This is a genomic window from Citrobacter sp. UYEF32, assembly GCF_040546205.1.
Lineage (GTDB): Bacteria > Pseudomonadota > Gammaproteobacteria > Enterobacterales > Enterobacteriaceae > Phytobacter > Phytobacter diazotrophicus.
The window spans coordinates 99,265-112,774 of record NZ_JBEPNI010000005.1 but is presented as its reverse complement, the minus strand read 5'-3'; the positions used below and the strand labels follow the sequence as shown (position 1 = coordinate 112,774).

17 protein-coding genes are annotated in these 13,510 nt (G+C 50.4%); 7 read left to right on the top strand and 10 right to left on the bottom strand.

Annotation, left to right across the window (positions count from 1 at the left end; all coding sequences use genetic code 11):
• Positions 1 to 3 precede the first annotated feature (3 nt).
• The 3 genes from ABIB59_RS15105 to ABIB59_RS15095 all read right to left on the bottom strand — a co-directional run bounded on the left by ABIB59_RS15105 (position 4) and on the right by ABIB59_RS15095 (position 3,247).
• The gene (locus ABIB59_RS15105; protein ID WP_107222783.1) at positions 4 to 1,098 is read right to left on the bottom strand and encodes a sensor histidine kinase; all 1,095 of its coding nucleotides are present in this window, start codon (positions 1,096 to 1,098) and stop codon (positions 4 to 6) included.
• A gap of 3 nt (positions 1,099 to 1,101) precedes the next feature.
• On the bottom strand, positions 1,102 to 2,214 hold the full coding sequence (locus ABIB59_RS15100; protein ID WP_039078896.1) for an FIST N-terminal domain-containing protein: 1,113 nt from the start codon (positions 2,212 to 2,214) through the stop codon (positions 1,102 to 1,104).
• Positions 2,215 to 2,452: 238 nt separating this feature from the next.
• Positions 2,453 to 3,247: an AraC family transcriptional regulator gene (locus ABIB59_RS15095; RefSeq protein ID WP_110295252.1), complete on the bottom strand. Its 795-nt coding sequence runs from the start codon at positions 3,245 to 3,247 to the stop codon at positions 2,453 to 2,455.
• A gap of 77 nt (positions 3,248 to 3,324) precedes the next feature.
• Here ABIB59_RS15095 and ABIB59_RS15090 point away from each other — a divergent pair, with 77 nt between their 5' ends.
• From ABIB59_RS15090 to ABIB59_RS15075, 4 genes are all read left to right on the top strand, one after another.
• Positions 3,325 to 5,376 carry an FUSC family protein gene (locus tag ABIB59_RS15090; RefSeq protein WP_354036008.1) on the top strand — a complete coding sequence of 684 codons (2,052 nt, stop codon included), beginning with the start codon at positions 3,325 to 3,327 and terminating at the stop codon, positions 5,374 to 5,376.
• Positions 5,366 to 5,581 (top strand): DUF1656 domain-containing protein, encoded by a 216-nt coding sequence (locus ABIB59_RS15085; protein ID WP_071194287.1) that lies wholly within the window; start codon positions 5,366 to 5,368, stop codon positions 5,579 to 5,581. Before ABIB59_RS15090 ends, ABIB59_RS15085 begins: the two co-directional genes overlap by 11 nt.
• Positions 5,578 to 6,441, top strand: coding sequence for an HlyD family secretion protein (locus ABIB59_RS15080; protein WP_039078892.1), 864 nt, complete (start codon positions 5,578 to 5,580; stop codon positions 6,439 to 6,441). Before ABIB59_RS15085 ends, ABIB59_RS15080 begins: the two co-directional genes overlap by 4 nt.
• Before the next feature lie 324 nt (positions 6,442 to 6,765).
• The gene (locus tag ABIB59_RS15075; protein WP_039078891.1) at positions 6,766 to 7,053 is read left to right on the top strand and encodes a hypothetical protein; all 288 of its coding nucleotides are present in this window, start codon (positions 6,766 to 6,768) and stop codon (positions 7,051 to 7,053) included.
• 95 nt (positions 7,054 to 7,148) lie between these two features.
• Here the strand turns inward: ABIB59_RS15075 and ABIB59_RS15070 are convergent, their stop codons facing one another.
• Both ABIB59_RS15070 and ABIB59_RS15065 read right to left on the bottom strand, forming a co-directional pair.
• Entirely contained in the window at positions 7,149 to 7,580 is a 432-nt protein-coding gene (locus tag ABIB59_RS15070) for an NUDIX hydrolase (protein WP_354036005.1), read from the bottom strand.
• 58 nt (positions 7,581 to 7,638) lie between these two features.
• The gene (locus tag ABIB59_RS15065) at positions 7,639 to 8,208 is read right to left on the bottom strand and encodes an LOG family protein (RefSeq protein ID WP_039078889.1); all 570 of its coding nucleotides are present in this window, start codon (positions 8,206 to 8,208) and stop codon (positions 7,639 to 7,641) included.
• Positions 8,209 to 8,394: 186 nt separating this feature from the next.
• Between ABIB59_RS15065 and ABIB59_RS15060 the strand changes: the two genes are divergently transcribed.
• Complete coding sequence (locus ABIB59_RS15060) at positions 8,395 to 8,541, top strand: hypothetical protein (protein WP_158276518.1); 147 nt, start codon at positions 8,395 to 8,397, stop codon at positions 8,539 to 8,541.
• 91 nt (positions 8,542 to 8,632) lie between these two features.
• Here the strand turns inward: ABIB59_RS15060 and ABIB59_RS15055 are convergent, their stop codons facing one another.
• From ABIB59_RS15055 to ABIB59_RS15045, 3 genes are all read right to left on the bottom strand, one after another.
• Positions 8,633 to 8,812, bottom strand: a complete 180-nt coding sequence (locus ABIB59_RS15055; protein WP_125124603.1) for a hypothetical protein — start codon at positions 8,810 to 8,812, stop codon at positions 8,633 to 8,635.
• A 106-nt stretch (positions 8,813 to 8,918) separates the two neighbouring features.
• Complete coding sequence (locus tag ABIB59_RS15050; protein ID WP_107222788.1) at positions 8,919 to 9,221, bottom strand: hypothetical protein; 303 nt, start codon at positions 9,219 to 9,221, stop codon at positions 8,919 to 8,921.
• A 184-nt stretch (positions 9,222 to 9,405) separates the two neighbouring features.
• Positions 9,406 to 9,600 carry a hypothetical protein gene (locus ABIB59_RS15045; protein ID WP_071194289.1) on the bottom strand — a complete coding sequence of 65 codons (195 nt, stop codon included), beginning with the start codon at positions 9,598 to 9,600 and terminating at the stop codon, positions 9,406 to 9,408.
• A 466-nt stretch (positions 9,601 to 10,066) separates the two neighbouring features.
• On the opposite strand from ABIB59_RS15045, the gene ABIB59_RS15040 reads away from it, so the two are divergent.
• Positions 10,067 to 10,351 (top strand): hypothetical protein, encoded by a 285-nt coding sequence (locus ABIB59_RS15040; protein ID WP_039078886.1) that lies wholly within the window; start codon positions 10,067 to 10,069, stop codon positions 10,349 to 10,351.
• Between the two features lie 172 nt (positions 10,352 to 10,523).
• Here the strand turns inward: ABIB59_RS15040 and ABIB59_RS15035 are convergent, their stop codons facing one another.
• Both ABIB59_RS15035 and clcA read right to left on the bottom strand, forming a co-directional pair.
• Positions 10,524 to 10,802, bottom strand: a complete 279-nt coding sequence (locus ABIB59_RS15035; protein ID WP_079498210.1) for a hypothetical protein — start codon at positions 10,800 to 10,802, stop codon at positions 10,524 to 10,526.
• 251 nt (positions 10,803 to 11,053) lie between these two features.
• Entirely contained in the window at positions 11,054 to 12,451 is a 1,398-nt protein-coding gene (clcA, locus tag ABIB59_RS15030; protein ID WP_039079142.1) for a H(+)/Cl(-) exchange transporter ClcA, read from the bottom strand.
• Positions 12,452 to 12,680: 229 nt separating this feature from the next.
• Between clcA and ABIB59_RS15025 the strand changes: the two genes are divergently transcribed.
• Positions 12,681 to 13,199, top strand: a complete 519-nt coding sequence (locus ABIB59_RS15025; RefSeq protein ID WP_354036001.1) for a DUF6622 family protein — start codon at positions 12,681 to 12,683, stop codon at positions 13,197 to 13,199.
• Positions 13,200 to 13,510 lie beyond the last annotated feature (311 nt).

The following is a 13,510-nucleotide window of genomic DNA, read 5'->3' as shown; positions in this document are numbered from 1 at the left end:
CGTTCATCCCTCTTTGCGACTATGAAGCGGAAATTGCAATATGAACGTTGACCCCACCCCTTCCTCAGACTCGCAGCGGATATGTCCCATGTGTTTGTCGATGACCGTCGAGTAGACAATGGCAAGCCCCTGCCCCGTCCCCTTACCGACGGCTTTGGTCGTGAAGAAGGGATCGAAAATACGATCCAGGATACCAGCGGGTATGCCGCTACCATCGTCCTGCACCCGTATTTCCATAAAGTCGCCGTTTTGCTCAGCGGAGATGACAATACGGCCTTTTTCCTTAACGCCTTTCTGCAGGGTATCAGCAATCGCATGGGCGGCGTTGACCACTAAATTAAGTATGGCCTGACCGACCATATCGCGCAGGCATGGCAGCAAGGGCAAATCGTCGCCAAAATGGGTTTCCAGATCAGCGACATATTTCCACTCGTTGCGCGCGACCGTCACGGTTGTACGAATGACCTCACGGATATCGACAGATTCTTTCTCATTTTGCGATGGGTGAGAAAACTCCTTCATGGCAGCGACAATTTTCGCAATGTGCTCAAGGCCTTCCAGGGACTCATCTAACGCTGAGGGAATCTGGCTGCGCAAAAAATCAATCCGGGCACGTTTTAAAACCGTATCGAATGCCTCTATCGTCGGCTCATTGTCCAGTTTCTCACGCGCAACGTCGACCACCGCAAGCGCAGCATCAAGTACCTTTGTCAGCGTTGCATGGGCGGTTTTCACAAAACCGACATTGTCAGAAACATACTGAGTCGGGGTATTAATCTCATGCGCAATACCTGCGGCAAGCTGACCAATAGACTCCATTTTCTGCGCTTGCAACAGTTGGGCCTGCGCTAACCGTAATTCCGATAATGCTTTTTCAAGCTCGCGCCGCTCGTTCTCGAGTTCCATCGTCTTACGAGCAACGACTTTCTCCAGACCAATATTCTGTTCCAGAATCGCAAAAGGCGTTGTATGGCTATGCCTGGCCTCTTGCGCAATACGGCGTTTCAGGACATCGATTGTTTTATCGCGGGCAAGAAGTTTGCGCTCATAATCGGCAAGTGACAGGCCCGCATTGGGTTCGTGGGTAAAAGAAGACATAATTTAGCCTCCGATAGCAACGCCTGTGAATGTCTGGTTTACGTGCAGCCCGTTGTACTGCTCGCCGTAGGTAGAAAAACCGATCACATTGTTCTGGCGCATAATGTCGCTAATCGGTTCTTCAAGCCCTTCTTCTTCAAACTGGAGGCGGCGAAGAATACAATCGCAACCAATGATGACACGTGGGTCAGGAATTATTTCATGAACTTTTTCAAAAGATTGCCTGAAGGTCTCGATGGGATCTTCTGCTCTGCCAATCGAAATAATCAACCCCTCTTCAATCGCGCAATAGCAGGTTAACGAAAAATCGGCGTTCCATTTCTGAATGGAGCGTACATAAGGTTCATCGCCAAGCGAGAGCACCAGCGGGTTGCGAGAAAATATCGTGGGGGTTAACTCGTCCACGCTCAGGCCGAGAGATTCGGCGTAGACTTGTGCAGCAGGTTCGCCGTTAATTTCAAAAATGATCCGTTTCTCCGGATCGGCTTCGGTAATCACCAGTTCCACATCGCTGGGAACAAAGTGTTGAATTTTAAACGTCGCAAGAGGAGAGTGGGTCTCAATGACCGCAAAAACCGCGGCGTCTGATACAAATTTACCGTTGCCGTCGTAAATGAAGCTTTGTTCAAAGCGCAGGTCATCACCCGCCGATCCCCCGATGATAGGCACATTCCCTATCTGCTGATAAAGATTAGCCACAAGTCGCTCTTCTGCCATCGAAAGCCCATCGACAAGCAACAGACCGAAGCGATTAATATTCGGCCTTGCCTCGCTGTCGAGACGGATTTTTTCAGCCATGTCCGCAATAACGGCAGAGTATTCAACTAAAGGATGGATCATAAAAGCGGAGGCCCGAAATTCGCTCCCTAAGCCCAGGCCGAGCATCCCGGAATGCTGAAAACCATCCAGGCCAATTTGCCCTGAGGAGGTGCATCCTATAAGCGTGCATGAAAAGGTTTTTTTTAATTCGCTGCCTAATATTTCAAGATCATAATCCGGAGAGCAAAAAAATAAGATGGTTTCAATATCCTCATGACCAATCTTATTGGCAAATTCAGCTACAGCCTGGACAGGATCGCGTAATTCACTACTTGCATATTTTAGTTTGACATTCACGGCATATTCTCCGGCTGAGAAAAGCGATAGTGTTTATTTTAAACAGTACATGCTCAAAAAGATGCTCGTCTGGATTCAACAGTTGGGGAGTCATAAAAGCTGCCACCAGGCCACTTATGAATGCCTGTCTTAATTAGTTATACATGCATGGCATTTCTCTTCAAAGACGCACGTGAACTTTCTTTTCAGGCCGCCGTCTGGATCACTTTTGTTACCCTTTCATCCAAAACCCGGCTAATTAACGTACGTCTGTTTTTCGTTCGGCAAAATAGTGCGCAGGGGTGCTGCCCATCGTTTTTTTGAACATGGTGATGAAGGCATTCACCGATTCATACCCCAGGTTTGCCGCCACATTTTGTACCGAGACGCCGCTTGCCAGCGCCTGGAGCGCAAGGATCAGATGGAGCTGCTGACGCCATCGTCCGAAGGTTAGCCCTGTCTCGCGTAGCATCAAGCGTGCCAGCGAGCGCTCGCTGAGCGCCAGCCGTTTAGCCCACGCTTTAAAGGTGCTGCGATCCTCCGGGTTACTGACCAGCGCATCTGCCATGGCGCGTATTTTGGGATGGGCCGAAACGGGCAGACTCAATTTCTGTTGCGGCATGGTGGCTAACTCATCAAGCGTCACTCTGGTCAGTCTTGCGACATGGCTATCGGGTGGGTAATCGATGCCCTCACGCGTTAAGCGGTCCACCAACTCTTTAATCAGGGATGAAATCGCCAGCGTGCAACATTTTTCCGGAAGCGCAGTGGCGCCGGGTTCAATAAACAGATAATTGAGATGGGCGTTCCAGGTCGCTTTAGCGCTGTGAGGAACACCGCCCGGTATCCAGACTGCGCAATTTGGCGGCACTATCCATATGTCATTTTCGGCGCGACAGATTACCGCGCCATACAGCGCAATGATCAATTGCCCTTTGCGATGTGTATGCACCGGCACTTCGGCCTCGTAATCAATAAAATCAAGATGCCGCGCCACTGCCGGGCACGAGGTGGCATCAGGGTCAAATAATGTTGTAACGAATTGGGGCTTCATGTGATTGGCAACATTTAGGTATTTTTTGACAGAATAGAGTATTTAATAGCATACGCAAGCCGGTAATAATCCCCGGCATGAACACATTCGCTCTCTTTCACAGTCATTTTTTACGCGCTACCAGCAAGCTATTACGCCGTGTGGCTTCTCCCGCACTGCTGAACGACGCTAACGCGTTGCTCTATTCTGCAAAGACTTTTACCGCCGCGATGCTCGCCTATTTTATTGCGTTGTCGATAGGTCTTGAGCGCCCGTCGTGGGCCATCATTACCGTGTATATTGTCTCGCAAACCTCGGTGAGCGCGTCACTGAGCAGAAGCCTTTATCGCCTGGCAGGTACGGTTATCGGCGCCGGAGCGACCGTTTTGATCGTGCCCACTTTCGTGAACATGCCGGTGCTTTGCAGCGTGATGCTCACAGGCTGGATAACCTTCTGTCTCTATTTATCCCTCCTTGTACGCACTTCACGTGCGTATGCTTTTGTATTAGCCGGTTACACCGCGAGCCTGATTGGTTTTCCTGCGGTGTTTGATCCCGGCACTATTTTTAATATCGCCATTCTCCGCGTGCAGGAGATCATGATTGGTATTTTCTGCGCCGCACTTATTCACAGATACGTATTGCCCGCGCGTATTTCAGGGGTGTTCAACAACAAATTAGCGCAGACATTACGCTCGGCCCGGCTGAAAATTGCCGACACCTTAGCAGGCAAACCCGATGAGCATTCCGATAGCCTTCATCTGGCGCTGGCACTGCAGTTTTTGCAGGGTATCAGCCACCATATTCCTTATGACTTTGCCCTTTCAGCGCCGGTCCGCCAGGCGCGAAAAGCCATCCATGACCGTCTGGCACGTCTGTTAATTGTGAATTGTGAATTACGCGATCGCTTACCGACGCCAGAGCAGATACCCGTCGAGCTGCGGTTGTTGCTAAAGGATGTCCAGGCCTGGCTTACTCATGAGGGAGAAAGCGAGCAGATAATCAGCGCAGAGGCGCTAAAAAAACGCAGTGAACAGTTAACGGCGTTATACGCTTCGCAGTCGCCGACAATGACAGATGCGATACGGGCCAGTTTTACGCGCCACCTGACAGAGGCCATCGTGCTTTTACAGCAATGCGAACGCCTTTCTGATGCGGTTCGCCACGCGAAAAACACCCCTGCGCTGATGGAGGTCAAGGCTGCAAAAGGCTACGTATTCCACCGGGATCACCTTAGCGCTGCACGCACAGCGCTGGGGGCTTTCTCGATAATCTTAAGCGGCTGCCTGATTTGGATTTACTCAGCCTGGCCTGATGGCGCCACGGCGGTCTCTGTTCTTGGGGTCTGCTGTACGCTGTTTGCCAGTTTCGACACGCCAGCCCCCCACCTTGTGAAATATATTATGGGTTCCGTCTGGGGGGTACTGATAAGCCTGTTCTATAGCTTTGTCCTTCTTCCGCAAGTGACCGATTTCGCGGTATTGGTTGCGGCGCTTGCCCCCGCCTATTTGCTGGCCGGATCGCTCCAGGCGCGCCCGCCCACCACATTTATGGCCATGGGGATCACCCTCACCCTGCCTATCCTTTGCGAATTAGGCGCGCATTACAGCGGGGACTTCGCTGTAGCCATCAATACCTCTATTGCCTTGTTTGCCGCCATCGGCTTTGCCGTGGTCAGCATGAGTTTGTTGCAAACGGTGCAGGCAGACGCGGCCATTAACCGTCTGCTGAAACTCTGTCGACGCGATATCCGGCGCAGCGTGAAAGGTGTTTTTAAACCCGATGAGACGCACTGGACCAATCTGATGATAGACAGAACAGCCCTTTTACTGCCGCGTTTGCAACGCAGTGAGCACGCCTCAGAACAGGTGCTTGAGCATATGTTGCACTATCTGCGAATTGGCCTCTCTGTCATGCATTTACGCCACTGTTATTCGCGGGCGGAAAGAAAAACAGCCCGGGAGATCAATGACCTGCTTTACCAGCTTATTCACACGAAAGACATACCCGCCGTACGCGAGCGCATTGCGTCAATGATTTGCCTCTCTCTGCCTGCGCCAGATGAACAATCGCGCCAGGTTGTCGACAGGCTTGTTGACCTGCACTGCGCACTGCGAAGTAGCAAGAAGGAGCAAGAAAATGCTGAATGACATCAATATTGGGGGGGTATTTCTCCCCGGTCTGCTGGTCATTGCGCTTATTAGCCTGGCCTGCACGCTGTTACTCGTGCCGCTGTTCTCTTTCAGCAGGTTTTATTGCCGTTTGCCTTGCCGCCCGCTGATTGGTTTCTCACTGTATATCGTCACTTTTTTCCTGTTCCTGCAGGACGCTAACGCGCTGGGGTTATTTGCATGAAATCGTTTCTCTCTTTATTGACCCGCTATGCGCTGACGCTAAGCGCAGCCGCCGTGTCAGCTATTCTGGCCTTCATGATGTGGAAGCATTATGCGCAGACGCCCTGGACCCGCGATGGCCGGGTTCGTGCGGATGTAGTGCAAATTGCGCCGGATGTCTCAGGGCCGGTTATCAGCGTGGCTGTCAGAGACAATCAGTGGGTGAATCGTGGCGATGTTCTCTATTCCATCGATCCGCACTGGTTAACGCTGGCGTTGCTCAGCGCGCAGGCTGATGTCGATGCTAAACGTCATGAAATGCTGATGCGCCAGGATGCCGCCAGACGACGTGTGCAGATAAAAGGCATGATTTCCGGTGAAGATTTGCAGCAAACAAGCAGCGCGGCGAATATCGCAACGGCCAATTATCATGGTGCGCTGGCTGCGCTGGAACTGGCTGAACTCAATTTATCCCATGCCACCGTGCGGGCGCCGGTTGCCGGTTATGTCACGCATCTGCGGCTTCGCCCCGGCGACTACGCAACTGCCGGAGAAACAAAGGTAGCCATCGTCGACGCGCAAAGTTTCTGGGTGGTGGGTTATTTTGAGGAAACCAAACTGCGCCACATTCGCGTGGGAAATACCGCGCACATTGCGCTGATGGGCTTCGAGCCCGTCCTGACCGGCCACGTTGAGAGTATCGGGCATGGGATTGGTGATAATAATGACGACACGGGCGGTCTGGGCCTGCCGCAGGTTGAGCCGACTTTTAACTGGGTACGTCTTGCCCAGCGCATCCCGGTGCGTATTCACATCGATAACTTGCCACAAGGGGTCGAGTTAGTAGCAGGATTGTCGGCAAGTATCTCCATCGCACCTTAGGCCACGCTGGTTGTGGCAGTTATCCAAATCATTCCCCTTACGGCGTGGATAGCACCGCGCCCGTTGTCTCTTGTGGCGGTCGGAATGACGTTTCTCGCGTCCCGTCACAATAACATTCGGTGCGCGTGGAAAATAAGATATATTCCGGAGGAAAAATTCAGCGTCCTTTTACGCTCTTTCTTAAGCGTTTTTAAATTCTGCGCGCGAATTTGTCGGCACACGATGAGTTAAATACATTTAAAAATTATTCACCCGCAGGTGCCAGGCGTATTTAAAATTGTTATTCTGGTTGTGCTTAATCACCTCTCTCCTTAAGGAGCACCCATGCCAGAGTACTGTTTTTTTAAAAAGGGTAAGCATACCGTTGCTCTGAAAAAATCAGATGAACAACGCGCATTTCAGTTGACTGAGCAGGGTTATGAAAAGCAGTTTGAAGAGGTCATCGCCGCGAATGAAAAACAGGCGCTTGCCCGTTTTGCTGATATTCGCCGGGAAAAGGAAATCGATCAGCATAACTTCCTGGCAGGCGCTATTGCTATGCCGCTGATAGGCGTTATGACGGCGGCGGCAACGTCTCTTTTCAAAAAGAAGAAAGACGCAAGCAAAACATAACGCCCTTACATGAAGGGGCACCGGATTGACGGGCCGCAGCCCTGAACGTTGCAGCCCGCCAGCGGTGATAATCGTCACTGCGACAACATCCCCATTCACGCGTGAGCGGGGTTTATCTGTTTTATCGCCAGTTCCACGACATCTTTACTGAAAGAAAAATCACCGCTCAGTAACGCCGCAGCGTCAAACCAGCGCGCTTCAAAGACATCCGACGCGGCAATCGGTTCTCCCCCCTGCCAGGCACAAACGACCGGGATCAGCAGATAATGGTAAAGAAGCTCGCCGGCGGCGTTGTAATCGAATGCTTCCAGGGGCACACCCGTCGACTGGTAAATAACCCTCAGCCCGGTCTCTTCGTTTACTTCACGCAACGCGGCCTGTTCTATGGTTTCGCCTGCCTCGATTTTTCCACCCGGAAAACCCCAAAAACCTGCGTCAGGTGGGTTAGAGCGACGTACAAGCAGTACACGAGATTCATGGACGATCACCCCCAGTACGGCGGCAACGGGATGTATGGTGTGTGGCATGATACGCTTTCCTGCGCGCACTGGCCGGGAGCGCCCGGCGCAGCGCCCTTAAATACGATTAATTTTTCACCCACTTACTCGCAGGCGCCTGATAGTTGCGAAAATACGCCACGACACTTTCGACATCCGTGGAAAACGGCAGCATATCGGCATAGCGGGCATGCATGAATCCCTCGGTAACCATTTTCTCAACCATCGCCTGCAGCGGATCGTAATAACCGTTGATATTCAGGAATGCGCAGGGTTTGTGGTGGATACCGAGTTGTGCCCAGGTCCACTGCTCGAAAATCTCTTCCAGCGTACCCGCACCACCCGGCAGTGCGATAAAGCCATCCGATAGCGCCGCCATTTTGGTTTTTCGCTCGTGCATATTTTCCACAACGTGAAGTTCACTCAGCCCCTGGTGCGCGATCTCCTTTTCAAACAGACCTCGCGGCATAACCCCCACCACGTGGCCGCCGTGCGCCAGGCAGGCATCGGCAACGGCGCCCATCAGACCAACCTTACCGCCACCGTAGACAAGAGAAATGTCGGCCGCCGCGAGGGTTTTGCCCACATAGCGCGCCGTTTCGATATACAGCGGATTTTCCCCGGAAGATGAACCACAAAAGATACCAATCGCTTTCATTACAACACTCCGTTGTTAGTAGAGGCGGTAATTTACCATATCTTTGTGTCAGCTTATTGCGCCTGTGGGTTGGACAATGTTGACCGGCACATTCAGGGAATTAAATGCGGAACAGTAAATTTAATAAGCTCAGTTTTTGTTCCGTAATTGTTGCGTACACTCACGTTAACCATTAAGGAGGTACGTATGAATATCGATAGCTGGCTCAATCAACTGCTTAACGCTTTCACCGAACAACATAAACCTGCATGGATGCCACAATGCCTCTGGCTGTCACCGCAGCAGAAGATAGCGATTATCCGTGAGTTGATCTGTCCGGTGAGTAAAAAGTAAAAACATCATCTGGCGTCAGGGAGGCCAGATGATATTGATAAACAGTGCGGCCTCCCCACCAACAACCGGGGGCGTCCGTGAGTCCGGAAATTCACTCCTCTTCGGCTTCCAGTGCCCGCTTGATATCATTAAGTTTTGCTGTCTGGCGGCGCATCTCCAGCAGATAGAGCGCTTCATAGGCTTCAATACCCACAAGGTTTTGTTCACCCAGCATATCTAAATCCTCTACCAGTAATGCGATCTCTTCCGGCGTGATTTTCGGTCTCATCATCACCCTCCTTTGGGTTAAACAAGCCAGCTTTGCGTCAAAAGACTACAGGTAAGTATAACGGCAGTGGCTCCTTTTAACGAAGCAGCCGCCTTTTATCGGCCTGGTGCTATTCGTACTTGTTTCGGTGTCGCTGGCAGTAAAGCAGAAGATAATCTTCAAATGAGGGGGGTAAATTGAACGTTATCGCCTGTTGCACCACGTGAATACCGTAGTGTTCAAAATAATCACTACGCGTTACGCGAAACTGGTCGATGAGGATTAGCGGTTTAGGATCAGACAGCGTGCTTTTTTGCTCGTCGATGACCTTCACTAAATACGTATCAGCATCTATCGCAATAACATCATAACGAACAAGACGATCGCCGGATTCGGCTGACAGGTAGTGCGTTTTTATGGATGAGTAAATCATTGGCTTACTCCTTTTATACGCGACTTATCAGAAGTATATCCGCTTAAATGAGGAGTGAAATAGTAGCGTTCACATTTCTTAGATTCGTATTTACGTCTTCCTGGTGATAATACATTTCTGCCAAACGTAGACACAGCCCAAATTGACAGGCCCGCTTATCCAGGCAGGCCGTGGTCAAATAAATTTACCCTTTCATTGGGGACGCAAGCGGTCCACCAACGATCTCTATTTCAACGTCATGACAGATCTCAAACCCTTCCGTAAGGCGCCAGACACCGGTCATTATTTTTCCTGTATCCATATTCTCAACTTTATCATGGGTATAGTAAGCCACCTGCACAATACCCTGGTGCTGGATCCAGTAATAACCCTCTTTCATGGGTACACTCTGCGAGTTACTCGCCGGAATGAGTGCTATGCAAGGTCACTCAAAATACGCGGCAAAAGATAAAGACCCAACAGGAGAATTGAGTCATTCAGGATGTGGAAACCGTGATGCCGGGTGCCTCCCGGTGTTCCTGACGGTCAGTCAGAAACGCATTCGCTATTCGCGACTTGCATGGTATGAAGACCAGCCCCACCGCTGAGGGGGATTCATCACGTCAGAACGATTGTTTGTCGGTTTGCCTTACCGAACCGTTTAAGTTTAGCCGCAAAAGGTACGTTTCACCAGCCTGGCCCGCCGCGTATGTGCGCCATAACGAATTAATGCAAAGTAAACACATTCTTAACTACCACATCGAAAATAGATAGCGAAAAAACTCAACTTCTTTCCCACCAGGCCGTTAATATAAATATGGGATAAAAAGTGAATGCAGATAGCCTGTCTGCGCGAGGAGAGAAAAATGCCGAAAATTTCTTTTGATCCTGAGTCCGGTGAACATAAGGTCATTGGTGTGATCACAACCGTCAATGTCACGCATGGCGGTTCCCTCTTCATTACTGAGACCGAAAACGGCGGCGTAACGACAACCACCGTCGAGTTTAATAACGGCGGATACGTCTCTTCTACACCAAACGAGGAGGGATTATGTGTCGCCAGCAAAGATGTGCTGATTACCTATACTGACGATCCGAATAACAAAGGCGGCATCACAATGAATGTGACCATGGATGAAAGCGTCAAATAAACGTCTGAGTACGGGTAATAAAAGCGTCGCTTTCAGGTCCTGCGGCGACGCTTTTAACGATGATTTATGCATTTCCTCTTTTGCTGTCTGATTAATTAATTTTTTGTCATTCATGGAGAATCCTGATTCTTATGAATGGACAATTGAATATATCATCATTCCTGTTGAATATTTAACTGACTAAACCATTTTGTCTGGAAAACGCCTTAACTTTCATTTTGAATGTTTCCAGGTCGTCTTGCTCCGCAAGTAATATGATATTTCCGCGAATATTATTTATTTGTTGTCGGTGTACATCCGTCAGTTTTTGCGCGGCAACAGGCTGGAGGAGGATAGCGGAGAGCGTTATTAATTTTTCGCCTGACCGTTCAGATATCACCCTGATTGCATCTGGGAAGTACCCAGGCGCACCGGCCATCACGCTGTTTATAATCAAGAAAAAATAGTCCATCGCGCACTCCCTCTCTTGAACGGGTTTTAGTACGGATTACTTCTATTAAATTACTTTTAATATATAGCCTGGCAATAACGTTGCATTGCTATTATCAGCACAGTATGACGCTGATTAACAAGAATTAATTATCGGGAAGAAGATCCAGATTCAGAAAATCACAGTGTACTGCCCGTTTTGATGTCAGAGACAAACAGCAACCAGGTTCGACGGCACCAGCGAATGGCCGTCGAACCAGTGCGGAGAGCAGGTTATGAGGGCACCGAGCCTTCTGGCGCCGTCTGTTTTGCCAAAGTACGCGCCAGAATCGAAGAATATAACGGTTTCCCACCAAGAAATTGTGCGAGTAACGTCGCACCGAGGCAGGTAATAATCATCGGCAGTATGAGCTGATAATTATCTGTCATTTCCAGTACCAGGACGATCCCCGTTAGCGGAGCACGAACGGACGCAGCAAATAACGCCCCCATCCCGGCAATGGCAAACGTACCGGCTTGAAGCCCATAGGCCGGGAACAACTCCGCGACACCCACACCATAGGCGGTGCCGAGCACGGTACCTAACGCCAACATTGGCGCGAAAATTCCGCCAGGCGCCCCGGAGCAAAAACAGAGCAGCGTTGTAAGCAGACGGACCAGAAACATCACGATTAATGCATAAAACGTAAAGCCGCCGCTGGCCGCATCGGGGATCAATTCAAAGCCGCCTCCGGCCCCTGGCGCATAAAGCAGCGCAAGGATGCCACATCCGCCGCCTATACATCCCCCTACCACCAGGGTTCGCCATGTTCGCCCGCCATAGATATGCTGAAAACCATCCTGAAAAAGAAAGACGAGGCGATTAAATAATACGCCGACGAGGCCAAATAACATCCCCAACACGAGATACAGCCACAGCGTATTGACTGGCGCATTGGATAACTGCCCTACGGCGATGACCGGGCTTTCGCCATTAAATGTGCGAAATACGATGCTTGCCATGATCACGCCAATAAAAACGGCTTTGATGGAGATAAGGTTATAGCGAAATTGCGGCCTCATCTCTTCGAGAATAAAGAGAATACCCGCCAGCGGTGCGTTAAACGCTGCCGCCAGACCGGCAGCCGCCCCCGTTGCCAGCAATGAATGGCGCGCCTCACCATGTTTTATCCGCAACAGGTCAGAGACCATTCGGCCAATATTACCACCGAGCTGAACGGTTGGCCCTTCTCTCCCGAGCACCATGCCTGCGCCGAGCGTTCCCATACCGCCAAAAAACTTCACCGGTATGACACGCCACCAGCGTACAGGGCGTAACTCTTCCAGCGCGCCTTCGATTTCAGGAATACCGGAGCCCGATGCTTCAGGCGCAAAACGCCTGACGAGAAAATAGCCCATCACCGCCAGCAGCCCGGAGATAATAAAAGCCATAATCCATAGCGCCCACCCGCTTAAGTCAGCCTGCTGCAGAAAACTTATTCGCCAGTGCTGCACGGCATTGACGGCGCGAAAGAATGCGACGCCAGCAAACCCTACGAGCGTGCCAACAATAGCAGCACAAATTAATACGGCGACGGGCGTCCGGTCACGGTACAGCAACGCTTTGAACATGCTTTTGCGTGCCAGTTCCGTTTCTGGAACTTGCACATCTGATGAACCAGGAACAATCATTTTTTGCAATGTCATCTACCAACAAGGGAGGAGAGTTTAACGCACCTTATGCCGACTAAACAAAAACGATGTCGTTACAGGACGTATCACTTCCCTTGCAACAGGTTCTTTCGCGCGGAATAACGCCCTGTCGTGTTGCTGTCAGCCCGCTGTCGTGTGGGTGTCGTGTTGCTCTTATCTGGCCCCAGACATACTTCTGCCGGGTAAACATTCAGCCAGGAGAATAACCATGACTATTTTCACCATCCTCAGTCATACCCCGCTGTGGGTATGGATACTTTTTGCTTTTCTTATAATGCGGGGTTATGCCGCGCTCTCAGAGCGCGAAATGAATATCAGTCAGTTGTTTATTTTACCGCTACTCTTTCTGATTTGGGGAGTATGGGGTTTAAAGGAAGAGTTTAATTTTAATGTTGCCTCATTAGTGGGCATGTTTAGCGGACTTGCGTTGGGTATTGTGGCCGGGTGGCGGTTATGGAAAAACCAGCCTCGTTTAAAAAACAAACCGCATAGCGACAGAATTATTCGCGCGGGCACGCCTCTGACACTGATTTTTATTATCATGGGCTTTGGCTCGAAATATTGTTTGCTGGTTTGGTTGTCGTTGCATCCGGAAGCACACTATGCCGTACAATTCAGCGCCCTGTTCGGCGTTATTACCGGATTTGTTGATGGGTTATTCTGGGGTGGGACACTGAATCTTTTTTCCTCATGGCGCAAAATGTCGCCACATGTACGAGGCGCTTAGGCAGATTCTGCGGCACTCTGGCACACCCTTTTGGCAAATTATGCGGCCTGCTGTAGTCATGCAGGCCCACGGAACATAATTACTCGCCGTTGAGTACCAGCTTATTATATGCCTCTAATAGTTGCGTCTGAGAAACATAACGGTCGGCCACAAAAGAGATGGCGCCACATTTACCATTGCTAAACGTCACAAAGCTAATCTCTATCGCCAGGCTTTTTACAACCGCGCCGGGATAGATACAATTAATCTTACGTTCATACGGTCTGACATCGATTAATTCAGCAGGTTTATCTTTGATAAATAAAAGGACT